The following is a 24,096-nucleotide window of genomic DNA, read 5'->3' on the forward strand; positions in this document are numbered from 1 at the left end:
AGAGGAAATAACATGGGATATAGTTTAAAAGTGCTGGATCACTATGAAAATCCTCGTAATGTAGGGTCATTAGACAAAAATGATGCATATGTTGGAACAGGTCTCGTGGGAGCTCCTGCCTGTGGTGATGTAATGAAGCTACAAATTAAAGTTAGTGAGGATGGAATTATTACAGATGCCAAATTTAAAACATTTGGTTGTGGTTCTGCTATTGCTTCAAGCTCTTTAGTAACTGAATGGGTTAAGGGTAAATCTCTTGATGAGGCTGGTAGTATAAAAAATACTGAAATAGCTAAGGAATTATCTTTGCCACCAGTAAAACTCCATTGTTCTTTATTAGCAGAAGATGCCATAAAAGCGGCAATAGCTGATTATAGAACTAAAAAACCATAAGTAGCTATTATGAAAAATGTTATGTCATTGACTGATGCAGCAGCCCAGCAAATAAAGAGACTGATAGATAAACGTAATAGACCGTCTTTTGGTATTAGGATTGGCGTAAAGTCTGGTGGTTGTTCCGGTCTATCTTATTATGTAGAATATGCGGATAACAAGAATAAGTTTGATGAGGTGATAGAAGATAAAGGTGTACGAATATTAATTGACCCAAAAGCTCTAATGTATCTTCTAGCCAGTGAAATGGATTATGTAGAAGATAAGTTTAAATCGGGGTTTACTTTTAATAATCCAAATGAAAAAGGTAGTTGTGGCTGTGGGAAGTCGTTTAATATATAAGAAAATATTTCTGTTTTTATAAAAAATGCCGTAAAACCCCATATGTCTTTAGCGTGTAGAATGTAAGACGTTACTCACCTTGAGTTTCAATATATCCCGAATTCGCGTAATTTAATTCTAAGTGGCAGCAAAACGGCTCATTCTTAACACTGGTTCTTATATGAAACATAAACACTCTACAAAAGTGTCTACAAGTGTTAGCTTATTAGCTAGTAGTTCAGTACATGACTCTAGTATTAAACAACAACAATTTGATGATAAATTACAAGCAATTTTAAATAGCTCTTTAGGTACGAGTAAAATAGGAAATTTTATAGTCAATCATATTTTATGTTCCCTTGATGCAACTAATATAACTAATGGAGAAAAAATAAAATATATAAAGATTCTAGAGGAATTTGTATCAAAGTTTGTTCAAGAAATGGATAAGAATTCAATGGAACAATTAAAATTTTGGAGACAATTATATAATCTTGTATTAATTCGTGAGCATTTAAAGAAGGGCGAGGAAAGTGTTATCAAAATATTAAAAAAATTACTCGCTTTTTTCATGATAAAAAGTCTGATAATCACCAAGAAACTTATCAAAGTTGGAACATTTCTGACGAAGTATCATATACAACAAAGAATAAAGATGTTGTAGTACGTCTTAGTAAGAAACATAATAATTATACTAGCATTGACCCTGAACTGTTAGGATCATTAGAGATATCCGAGCAGCAACAATTTACCACTGCTTTAAAGAAAGGTATAGTAAAAAATCCTAACCTTAATGGGGTTAAAATGATTAGGCTCATGTTTTCTAGAACTTAAAATAAATGCAGATGCTCGGTTATACGCAAGCAAAATTTATGAAAATGATAATGGGGCTGTTTTAGTGTTTTTGATAAAAAAACTGATCATGATGGCATAAAAAGGGCATTGCGTGCTGAGAATATTGAGTGTATAAAAGTTTTTGGGGGGTGTAGATCATAGTACACAGATAGAAGATTATCCTTTAAAGTGTGATGTTTTTCCGAAAGATTATTCCATGTATGAGGAAGTGAGCTGCATGGGAGATATTTAAATGCTTCACTAATTAAATCGATTTGTTGTATGAATTATTTGCTAAATATAAATTCGAGGATTGGTATTACATACTATTGAGCTTAAATTGCTTTCCATAATACTTAACAAAATGTTATTAAATCATGAACGAAAAAAACAAAAATGTTTATTAAAAGGAAGAACATTTTAAAAGCAAGTGCAATATCTATGATATTTGTGAGTAGCTTTGTTATATTAACAAATATATTGGTACGTCGTTGTATCAATCATGAATATCATCAGCAAAACCTAATAAAATTAGAAGAATATCATAATATAATTAGATCGCTTTTAGTTGATAAATTTAATATTAATTATATATTAAGTAGTAATGATATATCTGATCAAATCTCTATTTTAAAAGAACATATTAGGAATCATGTTTTCATTTCGAAGTATCATATACCAAATAGCGTGTATGGCAAGAATGATCTACCTTATACCACTCTACAAGAACTACTAGATATAGTATCAAACCAAGCATTTAAATACAATATTACTATTAATAATCATTCAATTATATCTAATGGTGTGGTAGAATTTCAGGAGAGTGTGAACAAGCAGTATTACATTAATAAAGACCTCACTTATAATATCTCAATACAAATTTCTCCTAATTCTTATTATACACAACAAGCTATCTCTAGGGTTAAGCAGCAAATTTTATTATTAAATATAGGTTCTGTATTTACAATTTTAGTACTATGTATGATAGTATTGTATCTATCTTATAGAGATAAAAAAATTAAACTTAAACTTAACAAGTTAGAGACAGATTTAACTAACAGTATGGAACATAGTAAAAATATTCTATTATTTCACAAAATAAACGAAGAGTTTACTCTAAAATGTTATCACTATTCTAAAAGTAGTAATAATAAAAAATCATTTAATATCTCTAATACTGTTAATGTAGAAGAAGAACTAGGATATAATAGTGAATATTTTCCATTACCAATAACAACATTAGAGTCCCACAATGAAATTAACTACCATACAATAAAACTAACTCCGATAATTTTATATCTACAAAGTTATTATACAGGATACACAGCTTGCTATAATTCTAATATTAAATTAGATATAGTCAGTAATATAGAGACACTTGAAGTGCCTTTTGAATCGGAAATATTTAACCAAATTATGGTTAGTGTATTATCTAATATCTTGTACTTTAATAAAAATACAGAAAGATCGAGATGTGTAAAGTTAATATTTCAAAACAACTTGATTACCTTTATCGGTGAAGGGTTTAGTTTAGACCAAAATTTAGCAGTAAGATATTCTGAAAAAATATTTAATGATACAGCTAATTTATACATATTAAATTTGGGACAAATATTTATTTTGTTAAAAAGTTTTAAAATAAATTGTCAAGTAACTAAAAATAAGTACTCTACAACAATAGAAATAAAATTAGATAATGTACCAACAGAGTTAAATACCGACACTACCCAAAAGGCACAGATAATTAAAATGAATAAGTATAGAAAACTTAACGACTTAAAATGAAAAACTTTATACTATTACTATTTATAGTAGTAATTTCTACTTGTGAAGCATATGCAGTACTTCTTTTTAATAAAGAAGAGCCAGTATACTATTTCGTTAATCATGAAGAACAAATTAACAACATAAGAAAGTTATTAATAAGAGACAAAATAGTAGGTATTACAGGTATCAGTGGTATAGGAAAAAGTGAAATAGCTAGAAAATATGCACAAAAATATCAACAAGATTACGATATTATTGCGTTTTTAGATGCAAGTATAGATTTAATCCCACAATTTGTTTTATTGGCCAAAGAAATAAATCAAAAAATATGTTCAAAAACGGGGTGTTTCATTTCAGAAAGTACCGGAAGCGTTAAACAAAACCTTATGACATATCTTAAACCTCAGGGGAAGTGGTTATTAATATTCGATAATTTACATATTAATGAAAATAACAAAATTAAGGATATTATTGATTGGCATCATAATGGACATATTATGATTTGTTCGCAAGATAGTCAATATTTACTACCAAGAATCTCAGTTCCTTATTTACAAGAAAAAGACATTTTTATGGCAATTAATAAGCTTATAGACGAGCGATCAGAGGAATTTAAAAAAGATTTGGCATGTAATTTAAAAGGTTATCCAACTAATATAATTGGACATAGTGCTATTTTTTTACAAAGCAATAACCACATGACAATCAAAGAGTATATAAATTATATACGAAAACATGATAACAAATTAAATGCACATTTATCAATAGTATTAAATGAAATTACATCAGAAGCCAAAACACTATTATACTATATGGCGTTATTAAATAATCAAAAAATAGGTAATAATTTACTAGAACATCTAGTAGATGATAAGGAGAAATTATCCGATTTAATTGATGAGATAGTAAGATTTGGTTTAATTGAACAAATTAGTAACAATAGAAATAAAAAAGTATTTCGAATGCATGATGCAGTAAAATATGAGATATTAAATATATACGATTTAGCTACTAATAAGAAAACTATTGATAAACTACTTATTAAAATACAACATTTAATGTCAGGGGAGATGGTAAATCAATTTTATTTAATTATGCAGGATAATACCTTTGAAAGTAATGTAGAAGTACTGCTAGCTAATGCAGATAAGTATAATAGTAATATTTATACAAGCATGGTCTTGCATAATAGCCTACTTGGCTACTACTTACGTTCTAGAGAACCATATAATGCCAAAAAAATGGTAAGTTGGTTTAAAGAACACGAACATAAGTTGATTTGGCAAAATATGACAGAATTAGAGCAAGTAGCGTATAGTAGGTATTTAGGACGTATAGGACGATATGAATACTTTGTTGTTAATCACCATTCAGATATAGTCATGCAATATTTAGTGAAGGCTAAAAACGCCATAAATAGTTTACCAAACAATGAGGTAGCAAAATCATCAATTTATTATGAAATGTTTCAAGTTCAGGTATTCACAGGGCAAATAAAGGAGGCAGAAGATAACTTACATATTATACAAAGTATAATGCTTAATAATAAAAACTTTATGCATAAAGCAAGCATGATAGATTATGGTATGGCTAGAATATTATTAACTCAAGGGAAGTATCAGCAGGCTTTATTAGCAATTATAGATACGATAAGTAAAGAAAAAGCTCAGCTAAATAAATCTAGGATATTGGCACAAATAAGTGATGTAGAATTAAGACAAGAAAATGCATGGCTTGCACCCATTTATACTTTGCAAGCAGAGATACTAAATAATATGCAAAGATTTGAAGAGGCTTACGCTATAACTAACGATGTATATACTAAGATAATGAGTAGTGATCTAAATGAAATTAAAGATATCACATCTACAACAATAGCATATTGTTTAACAGAGTTGTCAAAATCTGAATTAGGACTAAAGAGGCAGAATGATGCTTGGAAACATATAGTAAAAGCAGTTGATATACTGATACAAGACCAAGATAGAAACAATAGGGAAAATGAGTTAGAGAATTCCATAGATATATTTTTAGCTAATGCTTTAGTAGTAAAAGCAAATATATTAAGTACTTTAGGGAAAGCAGAAGAGGCTATGATTAATTATAGATTAGCTAAAAATATTTATTGGAATATATTTAATATCAAAAACATCGGCAATATGGATAATGTAAGTTATGCCTTCTCTCAGGCAGCAAAAACTGCTACGAAATTAACCAATAAAAGTGACAGACATATACAATGCACTTATTTTTACTCACTTCTTTTGACATATTTTGGTTCTGATCACCCTAGGAGTAAAAAATTATATGGAGTATGCCCATAAAAGCATATTGTCTGAAGTGAATAATGCTCTAGAACCCAGTGTTAATCTAAATATTAGAATTATTTTTTATAATGTTTTTGAATAAGCCATTTAGTAAAATTTTCATCAGCTTTATTTAAACTCAACTGTGAAGAGTATTCGTATACTTCTTTAATAAGAGCAAATACGTTACTATACCTTACAGCAATAGGATAGTGAATTAGCTCAAGTTCATTAATGATTTTATCACAAGTATCACGAAGCAAAGAAATATTAAGTATAGAATCTTGGTTATCGTGATCTAATAATAATTCTTGAATTTCAATATTAAAAGCACCTGCTATAGATTGCAATACTTCTATAGTAGGATTTTTGGAAGTACCCCTGAATATATTTGTAACGCTTCTACCTTGTCCAATCTTATTTTCAAGATCAGCAACACGCCAATTTTTTTCTTTTAATAGCCTTTCAATATTTTTCTTAATAATTAAGTGTGACATTCTTATAAATAAATGAATTTAGTTAGACATTTCAGTTGACAATATTATGTATTTATATACACTAAAAATAAATGTATATTATTATGCATAATATTATAAGTATTAACTGTATTGATATACTAAAGTTTGTACAAGGTAAAGTAGTTTATCAAAGTATTTATTTAAATAACCTGAATTCGATGTAACTTGTTACATCGAATTCAGTGTTATATATAGAAACAGTCAGGTTTGAAGCGGCTGCCCACCTGATTGTTAAAATATAACACTCCATTCAATATGTGATTTTAATAATTAAAATCACATATTGAATGGTGAAAAAAGTTAAAATGCACTTGCAGAATTGCTTCAAGAATGCATTTTTCCTTATATTAAAGCCAATTCGTAATAAGAATTAACTAATTCTTATTACGAATTGGGGTAGTATGTATGGAACAGCAAGATGCAACTCAAGATATTTTAATCCCAATATTAAAAGAACAAGATAGTTCACAAAAAAAACATGTTGAAGCGATATCATAACAAAACAATAAGAAATTAGAATGTGTCAGCAATACTTAGCAATAATATTAATTATTATTGAAGGTTTATTAATCTTAATATCTTTGAAATATTTGCATCAGATAAATATAACTAGTAAAGATTTCTCAAATATATTTGGCAAAGCTAAGGCAGATACATCTCGTTTATTTAAAGAACTACAACAGTTAAGTGCTGTAACCAGTAAAAGAGATGATAACATTTTAAGCGTAGTGTATCACTTAGAGGATATCGAACTGTATATCAAAAGTATTTTGAGCATACTTGAACAACAAGAAAAGTGTAAGACAACTGAAGAGTCAACAAATAAATCCAAAATAAGTAATAGTTAAAACCAAAATAAAATTATAAGAAGACAGAATGTGTGGTTGTGATAAGGCAAGCAACTATCGTTGTTATACTCAAATGATTTGAAGAATTGGATTTGAAAATGAATGGTGAACATGCGAATCCATGGTATTTTCAAAAAACAATTCGTAGGAGCAGAAGAGTATACTAATCATGTCAACAATACAAGGTCAATAATAATGATTAGAAACTGTATTATTATAAATAATACGGGCTATCTTTTATTTATAGCATTATCTATTTAATTACGAATTGCTATTGACTAAAATAGTTGCTGGTAATATAATGTCGACTTAATTTGTTTAAATTTTAGTTAGGATATTTTTCATGTTCGCAATCGTCAAATCAGGCGGGAAACAGTATAAAGTCGGCAAAAACAGTGTCATCAAAGTAGAAAAAATTGACGGTGAAAGAGGTGCAAAAATCCAATTTGACCAAATATTGATGATTGGTGAAGATTCAAAGCCATCTTTTATAGGTACGCCAATGGTTAAAGGAGCTCTTGTTACTGCCGAAATTACTAACCAGTTTAAAGATAGTAAGGTTATTGTCTTTAAGAAAAAACGTCGTCAGAATTATCGTCGCAAGACTGGTCATAGGCAGGAATTGACCGAACTGAAAATATTAGACATTACTAAACTATAATAGGATTTATTTAAGGATATATAAATGGCAACTAAAAAAGCTGGTGGTAGTTCTAGAAACGGCAGAGACTCGATCGGTCGTAGGTTGGGTGTTAAAAAATATGATGGACAATATGTGATACCAGGTAACATTATTGTTAGACAACGTGGTACTAAATTTTACCCAGGTAAAAATGTTGGACTTGGTAGAGATCATACGTTATTTGCATTGATTGCAGGCAAAGTAGAATTTTCTAGTAAGAGAGACTATAAAATAGTCAATATTGTGCAGTGATGATGCTATTTCTGCCTGCAGATGTCATCCCTATTCACCACACAATGTTACCCCTGCGTAGACAGGGGTCTAAAAAAGTTTAAAAAACCCTCTTGGTCTATTTTTTTAGGTTCTGCTACCTACGTAGGAATGACATCGAAAATTACGCTTGCAGATTTATGTCAATAATAGTTCAAAAATTTGGTGGAACTTCCGTTGCTAACATTGCAAGAATAAAAGAAATTATTCCAATAATTAAGCTTGAAAAGCAGCATGGCAATCAAGTAATAATTGTCGTTTCAGCTATGACCGGGGTTACCAACCAACTAGTTACTCTATGTAATGAAGTCTCTAGTCTTAAGACCAATTCAGAACTCGCAGAATATGATGTCGCTCTTTGTAGCGGGGAGATGGTAACAGCATCTTTACTAGCCCTTAAACTACAAGAACAAGGCATGAGTGCAAGATCTGTGCTGGCATGGCAATTACCGATTCTAACCAATGATAATTATAGCAAAGCTTTGGTTGAACAACTCTCTACTAGTTTGTTAATAGAATGTATTAAGCAAAACATCATTCCAATAGTTGCTGGATTCCAAGGTGTTACGAATAATAATAGGTTGACAACGCTTGGTCGAGGAGGATCAGATACTACCGCCTCTTTAATTGCAGCTGCTATGAAAGCTGATAGATGTGATATATACACTGATGTGGAAGGAGTGTTTACTGCCGATCCTCGCATTGTCCCGGGAGCAACAAAATTATCACAGATTAGTTTTGAAGAAATGCTAGAATTTACATCTTGTGGAGCTAAAGTGTTGCATCCACGTTCCTTAGAGGTTGCTATTAGATATAATGTACCCATACGCGTTTTATCGTCGTTTTTATTCCCATTATACCATGAAAAAAATGGTACACTAATAACATCTAGAGATAAAATTATGGAAAATAGGCAAATTACTGGTATTACTTCCAACAAAAATTTATTACAATTACTGGTATCCTCCCAATTGAGTTTTTCTAAGATATGCAAACTCATCGCTGACCATAATATTCACCTAGAATTAATGGAAAATATTAAGACAAATATACAATATAGTTTCATTATCCAACTATCCGATAAAAATAAATTACAACATTTACTAGATGATCTAAAAAATACTAATCAAATAAATAATTTTATCATTGACAGTCAAATTTCTATAGTATCAATTATTGGTTATGGTATTAAAAATGATCAGACTCTACTTGGTATGGTATTAAATGAACTAGAAAAAGAAAATATATCAGTGAAAAAGATACAAATCTCAGAAATTAAAATTTCTATCCTAATAAAAGACCTAGATACCGAGAAAACAATACGTTGTTTGCATCAATTATTTGAATTATCAGAAAATTAAGCAGAATTATGTCTAAAAGAAAAAAATTTGTAGAACTTTTTGTAACTTTTTTCTATATAGGTAGAATAAAATATTGTCCTGGTACATTTGGGTCTTTAGCTGCTTTCCCTTTGTGCTACTTGATCTTATATCTTTCTATAACTAATCAACTAATTTTTTCATTTACTAATTTCACAACTTTACAAGCACAACTTATTACTCTCTTTATTATTACTCTTTTGATTTGCCTATTGTTATTTATATTAGGCACGTACTTCTCTTCAATATACATACAGTATGATACACAGGACGATCCAAAAGAAGTGGTGATTGATGAGGTAGTTGGTCAAATGCTAACAATAATACTAAGTTGTTTTTCTGTGGTTTTCGTAAACTACTCAGGACTTACAAAATATTTAAGTTCACAACTAATAAATTTTATCTTTTTATTTGCTTTGCCCTTAGTGTTATTTAGATTTTTTGATATAATAAAACCATGGCCAATAAATTGGCTCGATGCTAATATCAAAGGGGGTGTTGGTATTATGGTAGATGACATTGCAGCAGCAATCTTTGCTTCAGTCATGCATTATGCTATCACTTTTACTTTAATAAATTGGTTTGGCTAAATAATATTTTAATTAGGCTGTTCTAGGTTCAGGGCAGTTTAAAAATTCCAACTTTAAGTTGAAAATAATTTAAATAACCTATGTCTGTAATTGTTAAAATTTTCTCTAGTTTCAGTAATTTTGTTTGAAAATATAGCTATTATAGCAAGAGTTATTGTCCTCAATAATGACATTATTAACGGAGCTTCTCCAGTACTAATAGTTGACTTATCTTCTTCAAAAACCTTATCTTTTATCCAGTTTAAATTATTTTCGCATGACCAATGACTTCTGTTAAATTTTAACAATTCTTCTTTGCTAAAACTTTTTGCAAACCTGGATATCTATTCTAAGTTATTCTTATTGCTTAACAACCCTGCTACTATTAGTTTAACTACACTTACAGTATCGTACCTTCGTTCCCGCACTTTTCTAAAATCTTTGACTTTTTCTAAATATGTAATTATGCTTATAAATAGCTCCGTTATTTTAAGTTGTAAATCTATTAACGGAGTATTTTATACAAACTTTTACATTTTACAACTATTCATTACAACTCTTTCTTACTATCTTTATCCCTTTCTAGATACCTTATCTCCTAGCTTGCAGTATCTTTTAGTTCTTTTATTCCTGTTCTAAACATTTGCACCTTCTTTCTACTCACAGTTACGATTTTTAAACTGCTCTGTTCTAGGTTTGGAAACTTATGATCTTGACATAATAGGAGTTTAGGGATATAGTATACTCTTTCTAAAAATTTTCAATTTTAAGATGTTTTATAAAAATGAACACACTATGCTCTCTAGGATTCAAGTATACTCGAATGGTCTTACGAATTGAAAATGAATTAGGAACGCACTCAGCGTACTTTGGTACGTGAATCCAATAATATCTCAAAAAGCAATTCTTTAAAACAGAAGAGTATATATAGCACCCGTAGCTCAATTGGATAGAGTATATGACTACGGATCATAAGGTTAGGGGTTCGACTCCTCTCGGGTGCGCCAAACACTCTTTCCACATCTGTGCGACCATCCATATTATGGCTTTACTGGCTGATGTGCTATTAATGTAGCTACTTCAGACAATAGCATAAAGGAAACCTTATCTCACTAATTGTTGATGGGTTACCTCAATTAAATCAGTAAGTTGTTGCCATGTGTAACCTTTTGCCAATCTCAGAGAAGAAAATTTTTCCAATAAATTGATCAACTTGCTTTCATGTAGCGATTTTTTCTTGCCATTCTAGTAAATGAATTATAAACTCATGTCTATATAGTAACATATGAAATAGCATAATTCAATCGTAGATTATTGCATTGTACATACTTAGATTACAAATACAATAGAAATAATAACCTATAGTTTTAATTGCTAACTAAATAATTATATAGTAAATCAGATTGAATTAGGTGACAGAATATAATATAAAGAAGAGAGAAAATGTCAACAAGCCCATATAGTCAAGATTTAAAAGAAATTATAGATTGGATTTTGATATGTTAATTACGATTGATCTACTAATCATCATGAAAAGAATTAGCATGTAATTTTTCTTTCTCAAATAATTTATCAGAAAGCCTATGGAAATCATTAGCTGAAACTGCCCCCAAAGTTGCAATATAAATTTTAACAATGACATCATGCATTGGCATAACATCTTCATGGATATATTTATGTACTTGACTTCTATTCTTACCTATTTTCTTAGCAAATATATGAATTTGCATTTGTTGCAGCTCTAACCACTTTTCTAATCTCATATAGCCTTAAAATAATTAACCCGTAAATTGTAGATATCTTCATTTAAAAAATCATCGTTTACAAAACTATATAACTCACCTTACGCAGGGCATTTAAAAGGCATAGCAAGAATAGCCTAGAGTCATTGCGAGGAGGCGTGAGCCGACGAAGCAATTGTAAGTTAAAAGTATGATATAATAGATGTTGAAGTCAATATAAATAATGATTTATACTGACTTATAAGGGGGTATTACAGCGATAGTCATTAATAATACTAAATGACTATCGCTGTGCAGGCGTGAGCGACCGTGAAGCAATTGGTCTTAAGATCGTATGGATCTTGGTACTCTAGCCCAAATCCCCGAGACGTTTGAATAGTTGATTGGGATGCCTTTGCACTCCCGCTTACAATCGTAAACATTAAAAGTCTTCGAGGTATTATGCCATTATATAATAATTTTATTGGTCTTGATATAGGAAAATTCAATTTTGTTGTTGCTATTCATGGAAAAAAAGAAACTAAAGAATATAATAACAACTCTAATGGAATAGCTGATTTTATCAAGGATTACAAAAAAGAGATTAGTTCTGCATTGTGTGTTTTAGAAACCACAGGTGGATATGAAATGGAACTATTACTAACGCTTTGCAATCAGGGTTTTGCTGTACATAGAGCCAATACTCGCAAAGTTAAAAACTTTATTAGGTCTTTTGGGAATGCAGCTAAAACTGATAGTCTTGATGCTAAAGCTCTAGCACTTTATGGTTTTGAACGGTCAGAAAGATTAGAACTATTTAAAGTACAATCTAAGCAAGCTTTAAACTTGTATGAATTAGTCGGACGTAGGAACGACCTCAAACAAATGTTGATTGCAGAAAAAAATAGGTTTCAGTCCCCGAAAGCTGATTTAATCAAGTCTAGTTGTGTTAAAATAATCGAAGTACTAGAAGAACAAATTGCATCTATTACTAAAAAAATAGATGACTTAATAGCAAAAGATAAACTCTTGCAGGCTAAGAAAGAGACACTGCAAACTATTAGTGGTATAGGCACAGTAGTATCTAATGAGCTTATAGCTTTGTTACCTGAACTTGGTACATTGAACCGCAAACAAATAGCATCATTAGTAGGTGTTGCACCAATATCTAATGATAGCGGTAGATATAGCGGATATAGACATACAGGTCATGGTAGAAGTTTTGTTAGACCTATGTTGTTTGTAGCTGCTATGGCTGCTAGAAATTCTAACTCTGAACTGAAGGTATTTTATGAAAAATTGATCAATAGAGGAAAAAAGAAAATGGTGGCGATGGTAGCATTAATGCGGAAAATCATTGTGATTGCAAACGCTAAGTTACGTGATTTAACTAGCTCTGCAGAAGCAATAAAAATTTAAACCAAATTTATTTAAATTTTTATTGCGAACATAGTTGATCCAATAAATGTGGATTGCCACTACACTTACGTGGTCTCGCTAATAGACGCCTTGTATACTTTTCTGCAATTTTTAAATTGCCATGGGGGTTATGCGTAAGGTGAGTATATCACTTACAAAGCTAAAATTAAAGTTAAATGCAACAAAATCTTAAAAAACAAATTATTTTTTGTTGCATGTCATGAATTCACAGTTGTGTAATATAAAATTATGTTGGATGCTAAGATAAAATTATAAAAATAAAAAGAACTAAAATATTATACCTATAAAAGAATGTAATGAACGTACCAAGGAAGACAACGAAAATAACAATTCACAGTAAAAAAACTGTTATTGACTTTAGGGGAGTATAGTTTAAAATTAAAAGTGAAGTAACTGCAAAGTTACTTTGGGGTGTAGTAACCTGTAGTCCGTTAGTGGTAAGCATCAACCATTAAATGATGTATCCTCGACTGTAATGGTCGGGGAGATGTTAGCTATGTTCAAGGCTTAAGGTGTAAACCTTAGGCCTAAAGGCTAACGTAGCTGTCTAGCGGCAGTTTTACTAACTCCCCGATCGCCAAAGTAATCTCTCAAGATTCTTTGGTGGTTAAAACTTAATAACTTTAAGTTTAATCATAAAGGGGATACCATCATGACAGATAAAACAACTTTACCTTCCAAAGCAATAATTTTTTCTGATCCAGCTTATGACCTTAATCTTAGAGATGATGTCATTATTACCAGCCAACAAGAAGGATTAACAGTAGTAGAAATTATTGAATCTAAAGGACCTTATGATTATTGTACTCTTGGCAAATTAATTCGCCGAGTAATGACTTGTAGTGATAAATCTGTCATCATTCTAATTGACGAGGACTTGCTATATACACCAATTAATACGTTATTTTGGTCTGTACTTGGTACTTTGTCATCTGCTAACCTAATCACCGTTACTACTTACACAAGGTCTTATGAAAAAGTACTTTTGCAAAAGATAGATATAAAAGATGATTATTTTTTATACGTTGCTGCTACTTATTGTAAGAGATACCATACATTTGGTAGTAAAAAACCAAATTTAAATATAGATGAATAAACTTATTAATTAAAATAGGAGAGTGGTGGAGACGAAGGGAATCGAACCCCCGACCCTCTGCGTGCAAAGCAGATGCTCTACCCCTGAGCTACATCCCCAAACCATATTAATGATAGGTAGCTTATATACCTTTTTACATGTAAGGTCAACAAACTTGTTTGAAAACTTAATATTTAGGCTAAATTTTTGTTCTGTCCCAAGGTAATGCCTTGCCATCAGATCCAAGTACCAAATCTCCTGATACATCATATTCTGCTGCCAAAAAAGAAGATTTACCGGATATAAGTTTTACAGGCCTAATTTTTTGTCCATTATGAAAATACTCCTTTGCCTGTTCTCTAGAGGTTGGGTTATTTTTAGATGCTGTTTTAGCTTTTGACATATATGTAATAATCTCAAATATCTTTCTATAATATACAAATCTAAGTACAAAATATCTTACCTTTAATATTTGTCAAGAAAAAGCTGTGAAATGATGTAATAGTGAATTATAGTGCATCAATACAATTATATCATATTTTATTAAACCACTAAGATGTTTAAAATACTTCCAAAAACATTTTATGAAAGAAATACGCTTATTGTCTCACAAGAGTTACTTGGAAAGGTTTTGTGCTTTGGTAATATAGAAGCACGAATTATTGAAACAGAAGCTTATGTTGGAGAAGATGATCCTGCTTGTCATGCAGCAAAGGGTATAACACCTCGCACAAAGATTATGTATGGTTCTGCAGGTCATGCATATGTATATTTGATTTATGGTATGTATTATTGTTTAAATATAGTAACAGAACAACAGGGATTTCCAGCTGCTGTATTAATTAGGGGAGTGTATCAATATAGTCCTTTACAAGTTTTACTTGATGGACCTGGTAAATTATGTCGTACTCTTGGAATTAATAAAACCCAAAATGGTCAAGATGTAACTAGTAATAAGTCTTTTTGTATTATTGATGTAGGTAATACCCCTAAATTTATTAATACTCCTAGGATTGGTATTAGCAAAGGTACAGACAGACTTTGGCGTTATTTAGAGGTATAGTCAATTGATGAGAAGTTGGTGACGTCGTCACTCGTCGCTCGCCTATTACATATAGGCGTCGCTCCATCGCTCCTAGCACCAAATCCTCCTGAATTGACTATATAATTTACGCGAATTCGCATAACTCAGGTTAAATTATAATGAATATACAAGACCCAAGTATTTCAAAGAGTCAAGCTACTTTGCCTAAGGTTACCATATACACTGATGGAGCTTGCTCAGGTAATCCTGGACCAGGTGGCTGGGGAGCGTTATTACAGTTTCATGGAGCTAGTGTAGAGCTAGATACAAATGCTTTGAAAAATTGGTATAACAAAAAAAAGTTAAACATGTTAGATATATGTGAGAACTCTACGAAGTTTCGTGATAGCTTGCCTTTAAAGCAGAAGAGTATATTCGGTCATGAACTATATACCACTAATAATCAAATGGAAATGACAGCAGTAATTGAAGCATTAAAAGTTCTTAAAAAATCATGCTATGTAGAAGTTTACACAGATAGTAAGTATTTACAGCTTGGAATAACACAGTGGATTAACACATGGATAAAAAATAACTGGCATAAAAACAACAATGATCCCGTCAAGAATGTTGATTTATGGAAAAAATTGTACGAAGAGTTAAGTAAACACTATATTATTTGGAATTGGGTTAAAGGTCACAATAATAATGAAGGTAATGAAGTGGCTGATAGACTAGCTGTGCAAGGAAAAGAAACTGCTATAAAAATACTTAAATGTCATTCATAGATAATTTTTTTATACCTATTTTCTCTAAGGAGATTGGAAAAGATCAATTTGGTAACAAATATTATCAAAGTAAAAAACAGAATTATTTAGGTCAAGCCAGAAGACAGGTGGTTTATAAAGGTAAAGTGGAAGCATCGAAAGTTCCTCCCATGTGGCATGCTTGGTTGCATTATATGACTAATGAAGTACCAACTAACAATAATAAATTTGACTGGCAACAAAATTATCTCCCTAATATTACTGGCACTAGCTTATCTCATAACCTAATAAAAAATAGTACAACTGAAGCTAAATATAGTAGCTGGAAACCTTTAGATAAATCAAAATAATGAAACATAATGTTATAGAAACTTTAGTTGGCTTTATAGTAATACTAGTTGCTTTAGCCTTTTTTGTTTTTGCTTATAAAATTGGTAACTCATCAAAAGTTGCATCTGGGTATATAGTTAAGGCAAATTTTCAGAATGCGGAAGGGATAGTTCAAGGCAGTAGTGTGATGTTAGCGGGTATAAAAATCGGATCAGTAACTAACATAACTCTAGATAAAACTAGCTTTTTTGCCTTATTAACCATTAACATCAATAATGATATAAAGTTACCTAAAGACACTAGTATAGCAATAGTCACAAGTGGAATACTTGGTAGTAGATATATATCCGTAACTCCCGGTTCATCTGAAGAAAATTTGGCTGGAGGTGATCAGATAAAATACACCCAGTCAGCAGTTAATATTGAATCCTTAATAGGTAAATTAATCTATTCCTTTGGTAGTGGTCGTAAGTAACCGAAAGTTCGATGTAACAAGTTACATCGAACTTCCGGGATATATTGATATATATAGAAACAATCAGGTTTGAAGCGGCTGCCCACCTGATTGTTAAATATTAATTTGCTAATAATTTTATTTTTATAAGTATAAAAATAAAATTATTAGCGGTAATAGATTAAAATGCATTCGTGCCAGCCGCTTCAAGAATGCATTCTTCATTATAAGAAGCCAATTCGATATAAGAATTACTAATTCTTATATCGAATTGAGGTTAAATAATATTTTTGAATTATGACAAATAACCTATTAGTGTAGCTCGAAATTAGTGTATACTGCAAAAATATTGAGAATTTATGATTATATTGTTTGAATTAATTTATTCACTAACTTGTCTTAGGTTTTACAAGTAGTGGGGATGTACAATGTTTAAGTTAGCTAATATATTAAATATACTAAAATCACCTTCTGATGTGGTAGAGAACCAAAGCGTTCAGTCTAATAACTTTGTTAAAGCTACTAGGAATTGGTACGAGGAAAGATCTGATAGGTTAATTGTACAACGTAATATCTTGTTGGTATTATCTATATTACTAATAATACTTATAATGGCATCCATAGCAGCGGTAACTATAGTGGTAAATTCAAGAGAGTTTAGTCCTTTTGTTATCCAAATTGATGATAGTACGGGAATGGCAACGATTGTAAATCCAATATCTTCGGAGATACTAAACGGTGACGAGGCACTTTCAAGGTATTTTATTAAAAAATACCTCATAGCTAGAGAAACATATAATCCTGTTGATTTTGATACTGAAGCAAGGAAAAGCGTTAGATTATTATCTTCAAGTTCAGTATATTATAACTATCTAGGATATATACAAAATAAAGATGTAAATCCAGTTTTAATATATGGTCAAAACAACACAACTTTTTTAATAATTAAATCTTGGTCAGGAGTAGAAAAAAATAAATATATGGTTAGGTTCTCTATTAATGAAACAACAGGCAATAAAACGGTTTTCAATAAAATAGCTGTGGTAAGTTACGCATATATTCCAATGGAATTAACAGATGCAGATCGAGATATTAATCCAGTAGGTTTTCAAGTTAATGATTATAGGGTAGATGATGATAATAGCTAGACTTCTTTTCGTAGCGGCAATATTATTACATTCGGTTATTGCCAACGCTTGTGCAGGTAATATGCATATAGATAATGATGTAGATGATCTAGCCATAACTACTGATAACAGAATTAAAACTTATATACATAATCCTAATGAAGTTTATTTATTAGTTCTGCATTTTGGTTTTCAGTCAAGTATAGAATTTGCCAAAAATGAGGAGATCCAAAATATTGTTCTAGGGGAATCCTATGCTTGGAAAATGACTCCGTTGGCAAATAGATTATTCATTAAGCCATTGGAAAAAAACATTAGAACAAATATGACTATCATAACTAATAAAAGGACTTACCAATTCGATGTTGTATCCAAAGAATTGGAAGAAGGTCGTGAAAAGGACTTGGTATATGTAGTTAGGTTTTATTATCCTAAAAAAAGGTTTAGTACTTCACAATAATACCTCAATTCGGGATAAGAATTAATTAATTCTTATCCCAAATTCGCGTAATAATGATATTAATTTACTATGGCAAAGCAAAATAACACCTCTTCTCAAATCAGTACACAGAGTGTAGAGGAACAAGACATACCAGAAGTTCAAAATGAGCTATCAAAAGTTGCCACTAATCCTAAGCAAAGCATTCTGATTCTACTTGTCATTTCTGCTGTCTTTATATTTATTTTTTTTAAACTTTTTATTGCTGATAATAAACCACCTGAGGTGGTAGCTCCATCAGCACCTACTGATATTACTAAACCGACACAAGATAATTCTAAAAATCTACCAGAGATTCCAAAATTACCAGAAGCACCTAAACTCGAAACACCTGTGGAGCTTCCACCCCCTCCACCCCCTCCTCCCCCTAAAGTTGCTGATGTGCCAAAGCTTCCTTTACCTACTACTTCAGTAGATAATAATAGTGCTGACAAAGTTTCTCTTCCTTCCGTTGTATCATCACCCCTTCCTGGAGGAATAGCTGAAAGTGACGAGGAAAAGAAACGCCGTGAAGCAAAGAGAAAATCTTCTATAGTATTAATTGCAGGAGTTCCAGAGAAAAAAACACCAAGTCAAATTGCCGAAGAAGCAAATTTTCAAGATCGTGGAGATATGGCATTTGTTCTTGGTCGTGGTAAGATAATTGAAGCGGTACTAGAGACTGCTATTAATACTGATTTAGGTGGAGAAGTAAGGGCAATAATTAGCAGAGATGTATTTTCTGAAAGGGAGAAGATTATTTTAGTTCCTAAAGGATCAAAGATTTTTGGTGCTTATACAACTGGTATTGATGGAGCGTATGGTCGAATTGCAATAATATGGAATCGTATTGATCTGTCAAACGGTTATACCATTACCTTAGATGCTATAGCTGTTGATAATCTTGGAAGGAAAGGTGAGCAAGGAAGAGTAGATAATAAATATAAAGAACGATTAACCAATGCTGTATTATTATCGGCATTTAATATTGGACTTGCCAATGCCCTTGACAAAGTGGTAGCTCCCCCAGTTAATTCACAAGCTGCTGCTGCTAATGCTGCTGTTGCTGCTAATATACAAAGTTTAGCACAAAGTATTAATAATGGTTCTGGTACTGAGGATGTTAAAATTTCACAGATATGTTCTAGTGTCATGAACGCCATTCCCGATAAGACCTCATCAGCCTATATTTCCATGATGCAGGCTTGTAATACTGCACAAAATCCAACTGGATCACAGCCTGGTCAAAGGCTTGTTGCATTAATGACTGCAGTAACTAATGCAGCAGCTAGTTTGCTAACTAGCACTGCAACTGCTAGCACTCCAACCCAAGCACAAGCAGCTTCAAAACAAGCTTTTACTGATATCAGCGATACTATGAAAGGTATGATTCAGCAACATGAATTTAAACCAACTATTACCATAGATCAAGGTACGGTAATTAAAATTTATGTCAATAAAGATTATAAATTTCCTCAATCTGTACTAAGAAAATCAAGATTGATAAAATGAGTGATAATTTTGCTGCATTAGAGACTTTTCTATTACCATTTAAAGAACTGTTTGCAGAAGATGGTGTTAATGAGATCATGGTAAATAAAGCAGGAGAAGTATGGATTGAGAAGAAAGGAGATATGTTTTGTAAATTAGTACCTGAACTTGATTTTGAACATCTTATATCGCTTGGTAGGCTTGTAGCTCAGTCAACTGATCAGACAATTTCTGAGGAGAGACCTTTACTTTCTGCATCCCTACCAAATGGCTATCGTATCCAAATAGTATTTCCTCCTGCTTGTGAACCAGGCCATGTCGGCTATGCTATCAGGAAAGGTAGTCCAATGAACCTTACACTAGATCAATATGCCAAGATGGGAGCTTTTGATTCAACATCTACTGGAGAATTAATTGACGAGAATGAAAAAATCTTAAATAATTATTTAAAAGAAAACAAAATAAAAGAATTTATTCAACATGCTGTAATTTCTAAAAAAAATATTATTATTAGTGGTGGTACATCAACTGGTAAAACAACCTTTACTAACGCTGCTTTAGCAGAAATTCCAAATAGCGAGCGATTAATTACTGTTGAAGATGCTAGGGAGGTAATTTTAGCAAATCACCCTAATAAATTACATCTCCTCGCTTCAAAAGGGGGGCAAGGTCGTGCAAAAGTTACTACTCAGGATTTGATTGAAGCGTGTTTACGTCTAAGACCTGACAGAATTATTGTAGGTGAACTTAGAGGAGCTGAAGCATTTAGTTTCTTACGAGCAATTAATACAGGCCATCCTGGCTCTATATCTACTTTACATGCTGATGCACCAGCAATGGCCATAGAACAACTTAAGCTAATGGTTATGCAAGCTAGTTTAGGCATGCCACCAGAGGAAGTGAAAAAATATATATTAGCGGTCGTCGATATTGTGATACAATTAAAACGTGGTAGTGGTGGGAAGAGATATGTCTCAGAAATATACTATAGTAAGAATAGGCAGGGCTAATTATGGAATTGGAGAGAATAGTAAATCTTACCCGTAATCTCCTGGGTCATTTTATAATACATCCTTTGGTAGTATTTTGTACTATATGGATTAGTGGAGTACTAGTTGCATTTACTACTAACGAGATTAGAGCTATAAATGTTGACTTAACAGCCATAGATATAGCTTATAAGTGGGCTTATTGGCTAGTTAGTGTATGGTCACAATTAACTTTTCAAGCATATAACTACTTAAAAGTTAAGTTAATATTATCCCTTACTATGCCGACAATTATAGTTATCATATTTTACTGGAAAAATTTTAAAAGAATAAAGAATTTACAATTTTTTATTCAACCGGAGAAAGTTTATGGTGATGCTAGTTGGGCTACTGAAGCTGATGTAGATAAAGCCGGTCTACGTTCAAAGCATGGTATGTTGCTTGGCACCAATAGCGGAGGATATTTTGTTGCTGATGGATTTCAGCACGCTTTGCTTTTTGCCCCAACCGGTTCAGGTAAGGGGGTAGGATTTGTAATTCCTAATTTATTATTTTGGGAACACTCTATTATAGTACATGACATTAAGCTAGAAAATCATGGTTTTACAAGTGGATGGCGGCAGAAACAAGGACAACGAGTATTTGTTTGGGAACCTTCCAATCCTGATGGGATAACTCATTGTTACAATCCTATAGATTGGGTAAGTACCAAACCAGGTCAAATGGTGGATGACGTACAAAAAATCTCAAATCTGATTATGCCTGAAAAAGATTTTTGGAATAATGAAGCACGAAGTTTATTTCTTGGTGTAGTACTATACTTAATTGCTGACCCGACAAAAACTAAATCCTTTGGCGAAGTGGTCAGGACAATGCGTAGTGATGACGTAGTGTACAACTTGGCAGTAGTTCTAGATACTTTAGGCAAGGTAATACATCCTGTGGCCTATATGAATATTGCTGCATTTCTACAAAAAGCAGATAAAGAGCGTTCAGGTGTTATCTCTACAATGAACTCTTCTTTAGAATTATGGGCAAACCCGCTAATTGACTCAGCTACTGCATCATCTGACTTTAATATACTTGAGTTTAAGAAGATTAAAACAAGCGTTTATGTTGGTTTAACTCCGGATAATATACAGCGTTTACAAAAATTGATGCAGGTTTTTTACCAGCAAGCTACAGAGTTTTTAAGCCGCAAAATGCCTGATTTAAAAGAAGAACCTTATGGGGTTATGTTTCTACTTGATGAATTCCCTACTTTAGGCAAAATGGATACATTTAAGGCTGGTATCGCATTTTTCAGGGGATATAGAGTTCGCCTATTCTTGATTATACAAGATACTCAGCAGCTCAAAGGAACTTATGAGGATGCTGGAATGAACTCATTCTTGTCAAATGCTACATATCGTATTACTTTTGCAGCTAATAACTATGAAACAGCCAACCTGATATCACAGCTAGTGGGTAATAAAACAGTTGAACAACGATCTTATAGTAAACCACTATTTTTTGATCTTAATATTTCAACAAGAACGCAGAATGTATCACAAGTTTCAAGAGCTCTGCTTTTGCCTCAAGAAGTAATTCAATTACCAAAAGATGAGCAAATTGTTTTAATTGAATCTTTCCCACCTATTAAATCTTTAAAAATTAAGTATTATGAGGATAAGTTCTTTACAAATAGGTTATTACCGCCTACATTTGTTCCAACTCAAAAACCTTATGATCCAAATAAAAATAATGTAGATGAGGAACAAGAAAATACAGATTCTACTACTAAAGAAGATTAATTTTTTAAGTAAGCAATAAGATAAAACTCTATGCGTTCAGCCATTATTGATATTGGTTATAATGCCATAAGAGCTGTAGTTTATGAATGTGATAGACTTGGAGCTCCAGAAATTTTCAATGATAAATTTAAAAGTGATATTATCAATTTACTTAATCTAGATGACCTAGAAGTAAAGCATCAAGTATATTTATCACTACAATATTTTGTACATATTTTTGATAGGTTATCAGTAACAGATGTTAAATGCGTTGCTACTGCTGTACTTAGAGGGCATCCAAGAGCTGAAGAATTTAGAGAAATAGTTAAAAGAAAATTTAATATTAATATTGAAATTATTTCTGGTAATCGCGAGGCCTATCTTACAGCTGCCGGATTAATTTCTGGTATCAATGATGCTTGTGGCATAGCAGCAGACCTAGGTGGAGGTAGCCTTGAGCTTGCCCAAATCAAAGACAAAAAAGTGGGAATCTTAAAATCTCTACCTTTAGGCACTAGCTTAATCACTAATAATCATTTTGACGATATTAATATAATTAGCCAAATGATCAACAAAGAGTTTGGAGAGGTATACCCAAATCATTCGGGTATACAACAATGTCAACAAGGGTATCATTGTCCAAACTTATACTTAATAGGAGGAGCTTTAAGGCTAATTGGACGCTCTTACATGGAGTTTGTTCATTATCCTCTTAAGAACTTACATAACCTTGAAATAAATCGTAGAGAATTTGAACTATATCTCGAAAAATTAGCTCATGCTCATAGTATGAGAACACAATATAAATCAAGAATTCATTCTAACGCAGTTTTGGTGGCAAAATCTATGCTGAATGTCTTTTTACCTGAAAAGGTAATAATTTCAAATTATGGTTTAAAAGAAGGTGTGAGATTTGCTTGTCTCCCTAAAGAAGAACAGGAAAAAGATATTATTTATGAAAGAATCAAGACATTAGTAAATTTTGATGAAACTACTTGTAATATCAAAAATTATACAGAAGTCATTAAGCCTATCTTAATTCAACCAGATACAACAACAATTAGTATAATTACTTTGGTCATAATGCTTGCACAATATAATAAAAATATCGATAAAACTCTTCGCTCTAATTTTATTGTTGAATTTATTTTAGCTTCAGATATTCCTTTTAGTCATCGTCAGAGGTTGATGCTTAGTATTGCTCTTGCACTTACCTATACAGCAAGAAGTGATACATATATTAATAGATTAGCAAAAAGAATGATTAATTCATACGATTATTGTAATAGTCATATAATAGGTAATTTTATAAAAATTGCTAGGGAAATTGATGGACCAAGATTTCAGTCACCATCTTTTTCTCTTGAGTTAAAAGATAATAGATATATTGAAATTTCTACACTAAATATTTTACCAAAAGCGGTGTTTGAAAAAGTGTGCGAACGTCTGAAAGCTATAGGTTTCGCCCGAAAAATATTTATTGAAATAAAATGATAACAGTCTTATATTGCAAGTGTACAAGCTTTTTTAGAGTACGCGAG

26 protein-coding genes and 2 tRNA genes are annotated in these 24,096 nt (G+C 31.6%); 23 read left to right on the forward strand and 5 right to left on the reverse strand.

Annotated elements, in window-relative coordinates:
- The first annotated feature begins 12 nt into the window (after positions 1-12).
- From iscU to ACFEL2_RS00770, 5 genes are all read left to right on the forward strand, one after another.
- Positions 13-393 (forward strand): Fe-S cluster assembly scaffold IscU, encoded by a 381-nt coding sequence (iscU, locus tag ACFEL2_RS00750; RefSeq protein WP_375332026.1) that lies wholly within the window; start codon positions 13-15, stop codon positions 391-393.
- 9 nt (positions 394-402) lie between these two features.
- Complete coding sequence (locus ACFEL2_RS00755; protein ID WP_341755322.1) at positions 403-735, forward strand: HesB/IscA family protein; 333 nt, start codon at positions 403-405, stop codon at positions 733-735.
- 160 nt (positions 736-895) lie between these two features.
- Positions 896-1,378, forward strand: a complete 483-nt coding sequence (locus ACFEL2_RS00760) for a hypothetical protein (protein WP_341751392.1) — start codon at positions 896-898, stop codon at positions 1,376-1,378.
- Between the two features lie 566 nt (positions 1,379-1,944).
- On the forward strand, positions 1,945-3,333 hold the full coding sequence (locus ACFEL2_RS00765; protein WP_341751391.1) for a hypothetical protein: 1,389 nt from the start codon (positions 1,945-1,947) through the stop codon (positions 3,331-3,333).
- A complete protein-coding gene (locus ACFEL2_RS00770) occupies positions 3,330-5,639 on the forward strand; it encodes an NB-ARC domain-containing protein (RefSeq protein WP_375332027.1) in 2,310 nt (769 codons plus the stop codon). Before ACFEL2_RS00765 ends, ACFEL2_RS00770 begins: the two co-directional genes overlap by 4 nt.
- 59 nt (positions 5,640-5,698) lie before the next feature.
- Here the strand turns inward: ACFEL2_RS00770 and ACFEL2_RS00775 are convergent, their stop codons facing one another.
- Positions 5,699-6,118, reverse strand: a complete 420-nt coding sequence (locus ACFEL2_RS00775; RefSeq protein WP_341755318.1) for a helix-turn-helix transcriptional regulator — start codon at positions 6,116-6,118, stop codon at positions 5,699-5,701.
- A 539-nt stretch (positions 6,119-6,657) separates the two neighbouring features.
- Between ACFEL2_RS00775 and ACFEL2_RS00780 the strand changes: the two genes are divergently transcribed.
- The 5 genes from ACFEL2_RS00780 (at position 6,658) to ACFEL2_RS00800 (ending at position 9,908) form a co-directional block, all read left to right on the forward strand.
- Positions 6,658-6,987 carry a hypothetical protein gene (locus tag ACFEL2_RS00780; protein WP_375332028.1) on the forward strand — a complete coding sequence of 110 codons (330 nt, stop codon included), beginning with the start codon at positions 6,658-6,660 and terminating at the stop codon, positions 6,985-6,987.
- Between the two features lie 343 nt (positions 6,988-7,330).
- Positions 7,331-7,648: a 50S ribosomal protein L21 gene (rplU, locus tag ACFEL2_RS00785; RefSeq protein WP_341751386.1), complete on the forward strand. Its 318-nt coding sequence runs from the start codon at positions 7,331-7,333 to the stop codon at positions 7,646-7,648.
- Between the two features lie 24 nt (positions 7,649-7,672).
- Entirely contained in the window at positions 7,673-7,921 is a 249-nt protein-coding gene (gene rpmA / locus ACFEL2_RS00790) for a 50S ribosomal protein L27 (RefSeq protein WP_341755317.1), read from the forward strand.
- Between the two features lie 158 nt (positions 7,922-8,079).
- Entirely contained in the window at positions 8,080-9,300 is a 1,221-nt protein-coding gene (locus ACFEL2_RS00795; protein WP_375332029.1) for an aspartate kinase, read from the forward strand.
- Between the two features lie 8 nt (positions 9,301-9,308).
- Complete coding sequence (locus tag ACFEL2_RS00800; RefSeq protein ID WP_342259898.1) at positions 9,309-9,908, forward strand: phosphatidylglycerophosphatase A; 600 nt, start codon at positions 9,309-9,311, stop codon at positions 9,906-9,908.
- Positions 9,909-9,961: 53 nt separating this feature from the next.
- Here the strand turns inward: ACFEL2_RS00800 and ACFEL2_RS00805 are convergent, their stop codons facing one another.
- Positions 9,962-10,195, reverse strand: a complete 234-nt coding sequence (locus ACFEL2_RS00805; RefSeq protein ID WP_375332030.1) for a hypothetical protein — start codon at positions 10,193-10,195, stop codon at positions 9,962-9,964.
- A 622-nt stretch (positions 10,196-10,817) separates the two neighbouring features.
- On the opposite strand from ACFEL2_RS00805, the gene ACFEL2_RS00810 reads away from it, so the two are divergent.
- Positions 10,818-10,894, forward strand: a tRNA-Arg gene (locus tag ACFEL2_RS00810).
- Between the two features lie 513 nt (positions 10,895-11,407).
- Here the strand turns inward: ACFEL2_RS00810 and ACFEL2_RS00815 are convergent.
- Positions 11,408-11,650 carry a hypothetical protein gene (locus ACFEL2_RS00815; RefSeq protein WP_341751381.1) on the reverse strand — a complete coding sequence of 81 codons (243 nt, stop codon included), beginning with the start codon at positions 11,648-11,650 and terminating at the stop codon, positions 11,408-11,410.
- A 420-nt stretch (positions 11,651-12,070) separates the two neighbouring features.
- On the opposite strand from ACFEL2_RS00815, the gene ACFEL2_RS00820 reads away from it, so the two are divergent.
- Together ACFEL2_RS00820 and ACFEL2_RS00825 are read left to right on the forward strand one after the other, a co-directional pair.
- A complete protein-coding gene (locus tag ACFEL2_RS00820; protein WP_375331608.1) occupies positions 12,071-13,027 on the forward strand; it encodes an IS110 family transposase in 957 nt (318 codons plus the stop codon).
- 673 nt (positions 13,028-13,700) lie between these two features.
- Positions 13,701-14,144 carry a hypothetical protein gene (locus ACFEL2_RS00825; protein WP_375332031.1) on the forward strand — a complete coding sequence of 148 codons (444 nt, stop codon included), beginning with the start codon at positions 13,701-13,703 and terminating at the stop codon, positions 14,142-14,144.
- Positions 14,145-14,167: 23 nt separating this feature from the next.
- On the opposite strand, the gene ACFEL2_RS00830 is transcribed toward ACFEL2_RS00825, so the two are convergent.
- Both ACFEL2_RS00830 and ACFEL2_RS00835 read right to left on the reverse strand, forming a co-directional pair.
- Positions 14,168-14,242 (reverse strand) — tRNA-Ala (locus ACFEL2_RS00830).
- A gap of 80 nt (positions 14,243-14,322) precedes the next feature.
- Positions 14,323-14,526, reverse strand: coding sequence for a hypothetical protein (locus ACFEL2_RS00835; protein WP_341748342.1), 204 nt, complete (start codon positions 14,524-14,526; stop codon positions 14,323-14,325).
- Between the two features lie 153 nt (positions 14,527-14,679).
- Between ACFEL2_RS00835 and ACFEL2_RS00840 the strand changes: the two genes are divergently transcribed.
- The 10 genes from ACFEL2_RS00840 (at position 14,680) to ACFEL2_RS00890 (ending at position 24,049) form a co-directional block, all read left to right on the forward strand.
- Complete coding sequence (locus tag ACFEL2_RS00840) at positions 14,680-15,186, forward strand: DNA-3-methyladenine glycosylase (protein ID WP_341748341.1); 507 nt, start codon at positions 14,680-14,682, stop codon at positions 15,184-15,186.
- A 140-nt stretch (positions 15,187-15,326) separates the two neighbouring features.
- Positions 15,327-15,935 (forward strand): ribonuclease HI, encoded by a 609-nt coding sequence (locus ACFEL2_RS00850; RefSeq protein ID WP_341751376.1) that lies wholly within the window; start codon positions 15,327-15,329, stop codon positions 15,933-15,935.
- The gene (locus tag ACFEL2_RS00855; RefSeq protein ID WP_341748339.1) at positions 15,923-16,264 is read left to right on the forward strand and encodes a complex I NDUFA12 subunit family protein; all 342 of its coding nucleotides are present in this window, start codon (positions 15,923-15,925) and stop codon (positions 16,262-16,264) included. The genes ACFEL2_RS00850 and ACFEL2_RS00855 overlap by 13 nt, the downstream gene beginning before the upstream one ends.
- Positions 16,264-16,719 carry an outer membrane lipid asymmetry maintenance protein MlaD gene (mlaD, locus tag ACFEL2_RS00860; protein WP_341751375.1) on the forward strand — a complete coding sequence of 152 codons (456 nt, stop codon included), beginning with the start codon at positions 16,264-16,266 and terminating at the stop codon, positions 16,717-16,719. The genes ACFEL2_RS00855 and mlaD overlap by 1 nt, the downstream gene beginning before the upstream one ends.
- A 407-nt stretch (positions 16,720-17,126) precedes the next feature.
- Positions 17,127-17,846 (forward strand): virB8 family protein, encoded by a 720-nt coding sequence (locus tag ACFEL2_RS00865; protein ID WP_341751374.1) that lies wholly within the window; start codon positions 17,127-17,129, stop codon positions 17,844-17,846.
- A complete protein-coding gene (locus tag ACFEL2_RS00870; RefSeq protein WP_341751373.1) occupies positions 17,833-18,285 on the forward strand; it encodes a TrbG/VirB9 family P-type conjugative transfer protein in 453 nt (150 codons plus the stop codon). The genes ACFEL2_RS00865 and ACFEL2_RS00870 overlap by 14 nt, the downstream gene beginning before the upstream one ends.
- Positions 18,286-18,354: 69 nt before the next feature.
- Complete coding sequence (locus ACFEL2_RS00875; protein WP_341751372.1) at positions 18,355-19,815, forward strand: TrbI/VirB10 family protein; 1,461 nt, start codon at positions 18,355-18,357, stop codon at positions 19,813-19,815.
- Positions 19,812-20,804, forward strand: a complete 993-nt coding sequence (virB11, locus tag ACFEL2_RS00880) for a P-type DNA transfer ATPase VirB11 (protein WP_341751371.1) — start codon at positions 19,812-19,814, stop codon at positions 20,802-20,804. Before ACFEL2_RS00875 ends, virB11 begins: the two co-directional genes overlap by 4 nt.
- 2 nt (positions 20,805-20,806) lie before the next feature.
- Positions 20,807-22,576 (forward strand): type IV secretory system conjugative DNA transfer family protein, encoded by a 1,770-nt coding sequence (locus tag ACFEL2_RS00885; protein ID WP_375332032.1) that lies wholly within the window; start codon positions 20,807-20,809, stop codon positions 22,574-22,576.
- A 30-nt stretch (positions 22,577-22,606) separates the two neighbouring features.
- Positions 22,607-24,049 (forward strand): Ppx/GppA family phosphatase, encoded by a 1,443-nt coding sequence (locus tag ACFEL2_RS00890; RefSeq protein ID WP_341755306.1) that lies wholly within the window; start codon positions 22,607-22,609, stop codon positions 24,047-24,049.
- Positions 24,050-24,096: the final 47 nt, after the last annotated feature.

Source organism: Candidatus Tisiphia endosymbiont of Temnostethus pusillus, from assembly GCF_964264675.1.
Classification (GTDB): domain Bacteria; phylum Pseudomonadota; class Alphaproteobacteria; order Rickettsiales; family Rickettsiaceae; genus Tisiphia.

Excerpts from the sequence above, each read along its gene's own strand:
- mlaD (WP_341751375.1), top strand. The coding sequence starts at position 16,264 with ATGAAACATAATGTTATAGAAACTTTAGTTGGCTTTATAGTAATACTA.
- ACFEL2_RS00775 (WP_341755318.1), bottom strand. The coding sequence starts at position 6,118 with ATGTCACACTTAATTATTAAGAAAAATATTGAAAGGCTATTAAAAGAA.
- ACFEL2_RS00850 (WP_341751376.1), top strand. The coding sequence starts at position 15,327 with ATGAATATACAAGACCCAAGTATTTCAAAGAGTCAAGCTACTTTGCCT.
- ACFEL2_RS00865 (WP_341751374.1), top strand. The coding sequence starts at position 17,127 with ATGTTTAAGTTAGCTAATATATTAAATATACTAAAATCACCTTCTGAT.
- ACFEL2_RS00825 (WP_375332031.1), top strand. The coding sequence starts at position 13,701 with ATGACAGATAAAACAACTTTACCTTCCAAAGCAATAATTTTTTCTGAT.
- ACFEL2_RS00755 (WP_341755322.1), top strand. The coding sequence starts at position 403 with ATGAAAAATGTTATGTCATTGACTGATGCAGCAGCCCAGCAAATAAAG.
- rplU (WP_341751386.1), top strand. The coding sequence starts at position 7,331 with ATGTTCGCAATCGTCAAATCAGGCGGGAAACAGTATAAAGTCGGCAAA.
- iscU (WP_375332026.1), top strand. The coding sequence starts at position 13 with ATGGGATATAGTTTAAAAGTGCTGGATCACTATGAAAATCCTCGTAAT.
- ACFEL2_RS00875 (WP_341751372.1), top strand. The coding sequence starts at position 18,355 with ATGGCAAAGCAAAATAACACCTCTTCTCAAATCAGTACACAGAGTGTA.
- ACFEL2_RS00820 (WP_375331608.1), top strand. The coding sequence starts at position 12,071 with ATGCCATTATATAATAATTTTATTGGTCTTGATATAGGAAAATTCAAT.
- ACFEL2_RS00770 (WP_375332027.1), top strand. The coding sequence starts at position 3,330 with ATGAAAAACTTTATACTATTACTATTTATAGTAGTAATTTCTACTTGT.
- ACFEL2_RS00795 (WP_375332029.1), top strand. The coding sequence starts at position 8,080 with ATGTCAATAATAGTTCAAAAATTTGGTGGAACTTCCGTTGCTAACATT.
- ACFEL2_RS00835 (WP_341748342.1), bottom strand. The coding sequence starts at position 14,526 with ATGTCAAAAGCTAAAACAGCATCTAAAAATAACCCAACCTCTAGAGAA.
- ACFEL2_RS00815 (WP_341751381.1), bottom strand. The coding sequence starts at position 11,650 with ATGAGATTAGAAAAGTGGTTAGAGCTGCAACAAATGCAAATTCATATA.
- ACFEL2_RS00870 (WP_341751373.1), top strand. The coding sequence starts at position 17,833 with ATGATAATAGCTAGACTTCTTTTCGTAGCGGCAATATTATTACATTCG.
- ACFEL2_RS00855 (WP_341748339.1), top strand. The coding sequence starts at position 15,923 with ATGTCATTCATAGATAATTTTTTTATACCTATTTTCTCTAAGGAGATT.
- ACFEL2_RS00760 (WP_341751392.1), top strand. The coding sequence starts at position 896 with ATGAAACATAAACACTCTACAAAAGTGTCTACAAGTGTTAGCTTATTA.
- ACFEL2_RS00885 (WP_375332032.1), top strand. The coding sequence starts at position 20,807 with ATGGAATTGGAGAGAATAGTAAATCTTACCCGTAATCTCCTGGGTCAT.
- ACFEL2_RS00840 (WP_341748341.1), top strand. The coding sequence starts at position 14,680 with ATGTTTAAAATACTTCCAAAAACATTTTATGAAAGAAATACGCTTATT.
- ACFEL2_RS00890 (WP_341755306.1), top strand. The coding sequence starts at position 22,607 with ATGCGTTCAGCCATTATTGATATTGGTTATAATGCCATAAGAGCTGTA.
- ACFEL2_RS00780 (WP_375332028.1), top strand. The coding sequence starts at position 6,658 with ATGTGTCAGCAATACTTAGCAATAATATTAATTATTATTGAAGGTTTA.
- ACFEL2_RS00765 (WP_341751391.1), top strand. The coding sequence starts at position 1,945 with ATGTTTATTAAAAGGAAGAACATTTTAAAAGCAAGTGCAATATCTATG.
- rpmA (WP_341755317.1), top strand. The coding sequence starts at position 7,673 with ATGGCAACTAAAAAAGCTGGTGGTAGTTCTAGAAACGGCAGAGACTCG.
- virB11 (WP_341751371.1), top strand. The coding sequence starts at position 19,812 with ATGAGTGATAATTTTGCTGCATTAGAGACTTTTCTATTACCATTTAAA.
- ACFEL2_RS00800 (WP_342259898.1), top strand. The coding sequence starts at position 9,309 with ATGTCTAAAAGAAAAAAATTTGTAGAACTTTTTGTAACTTTTTTCTAT.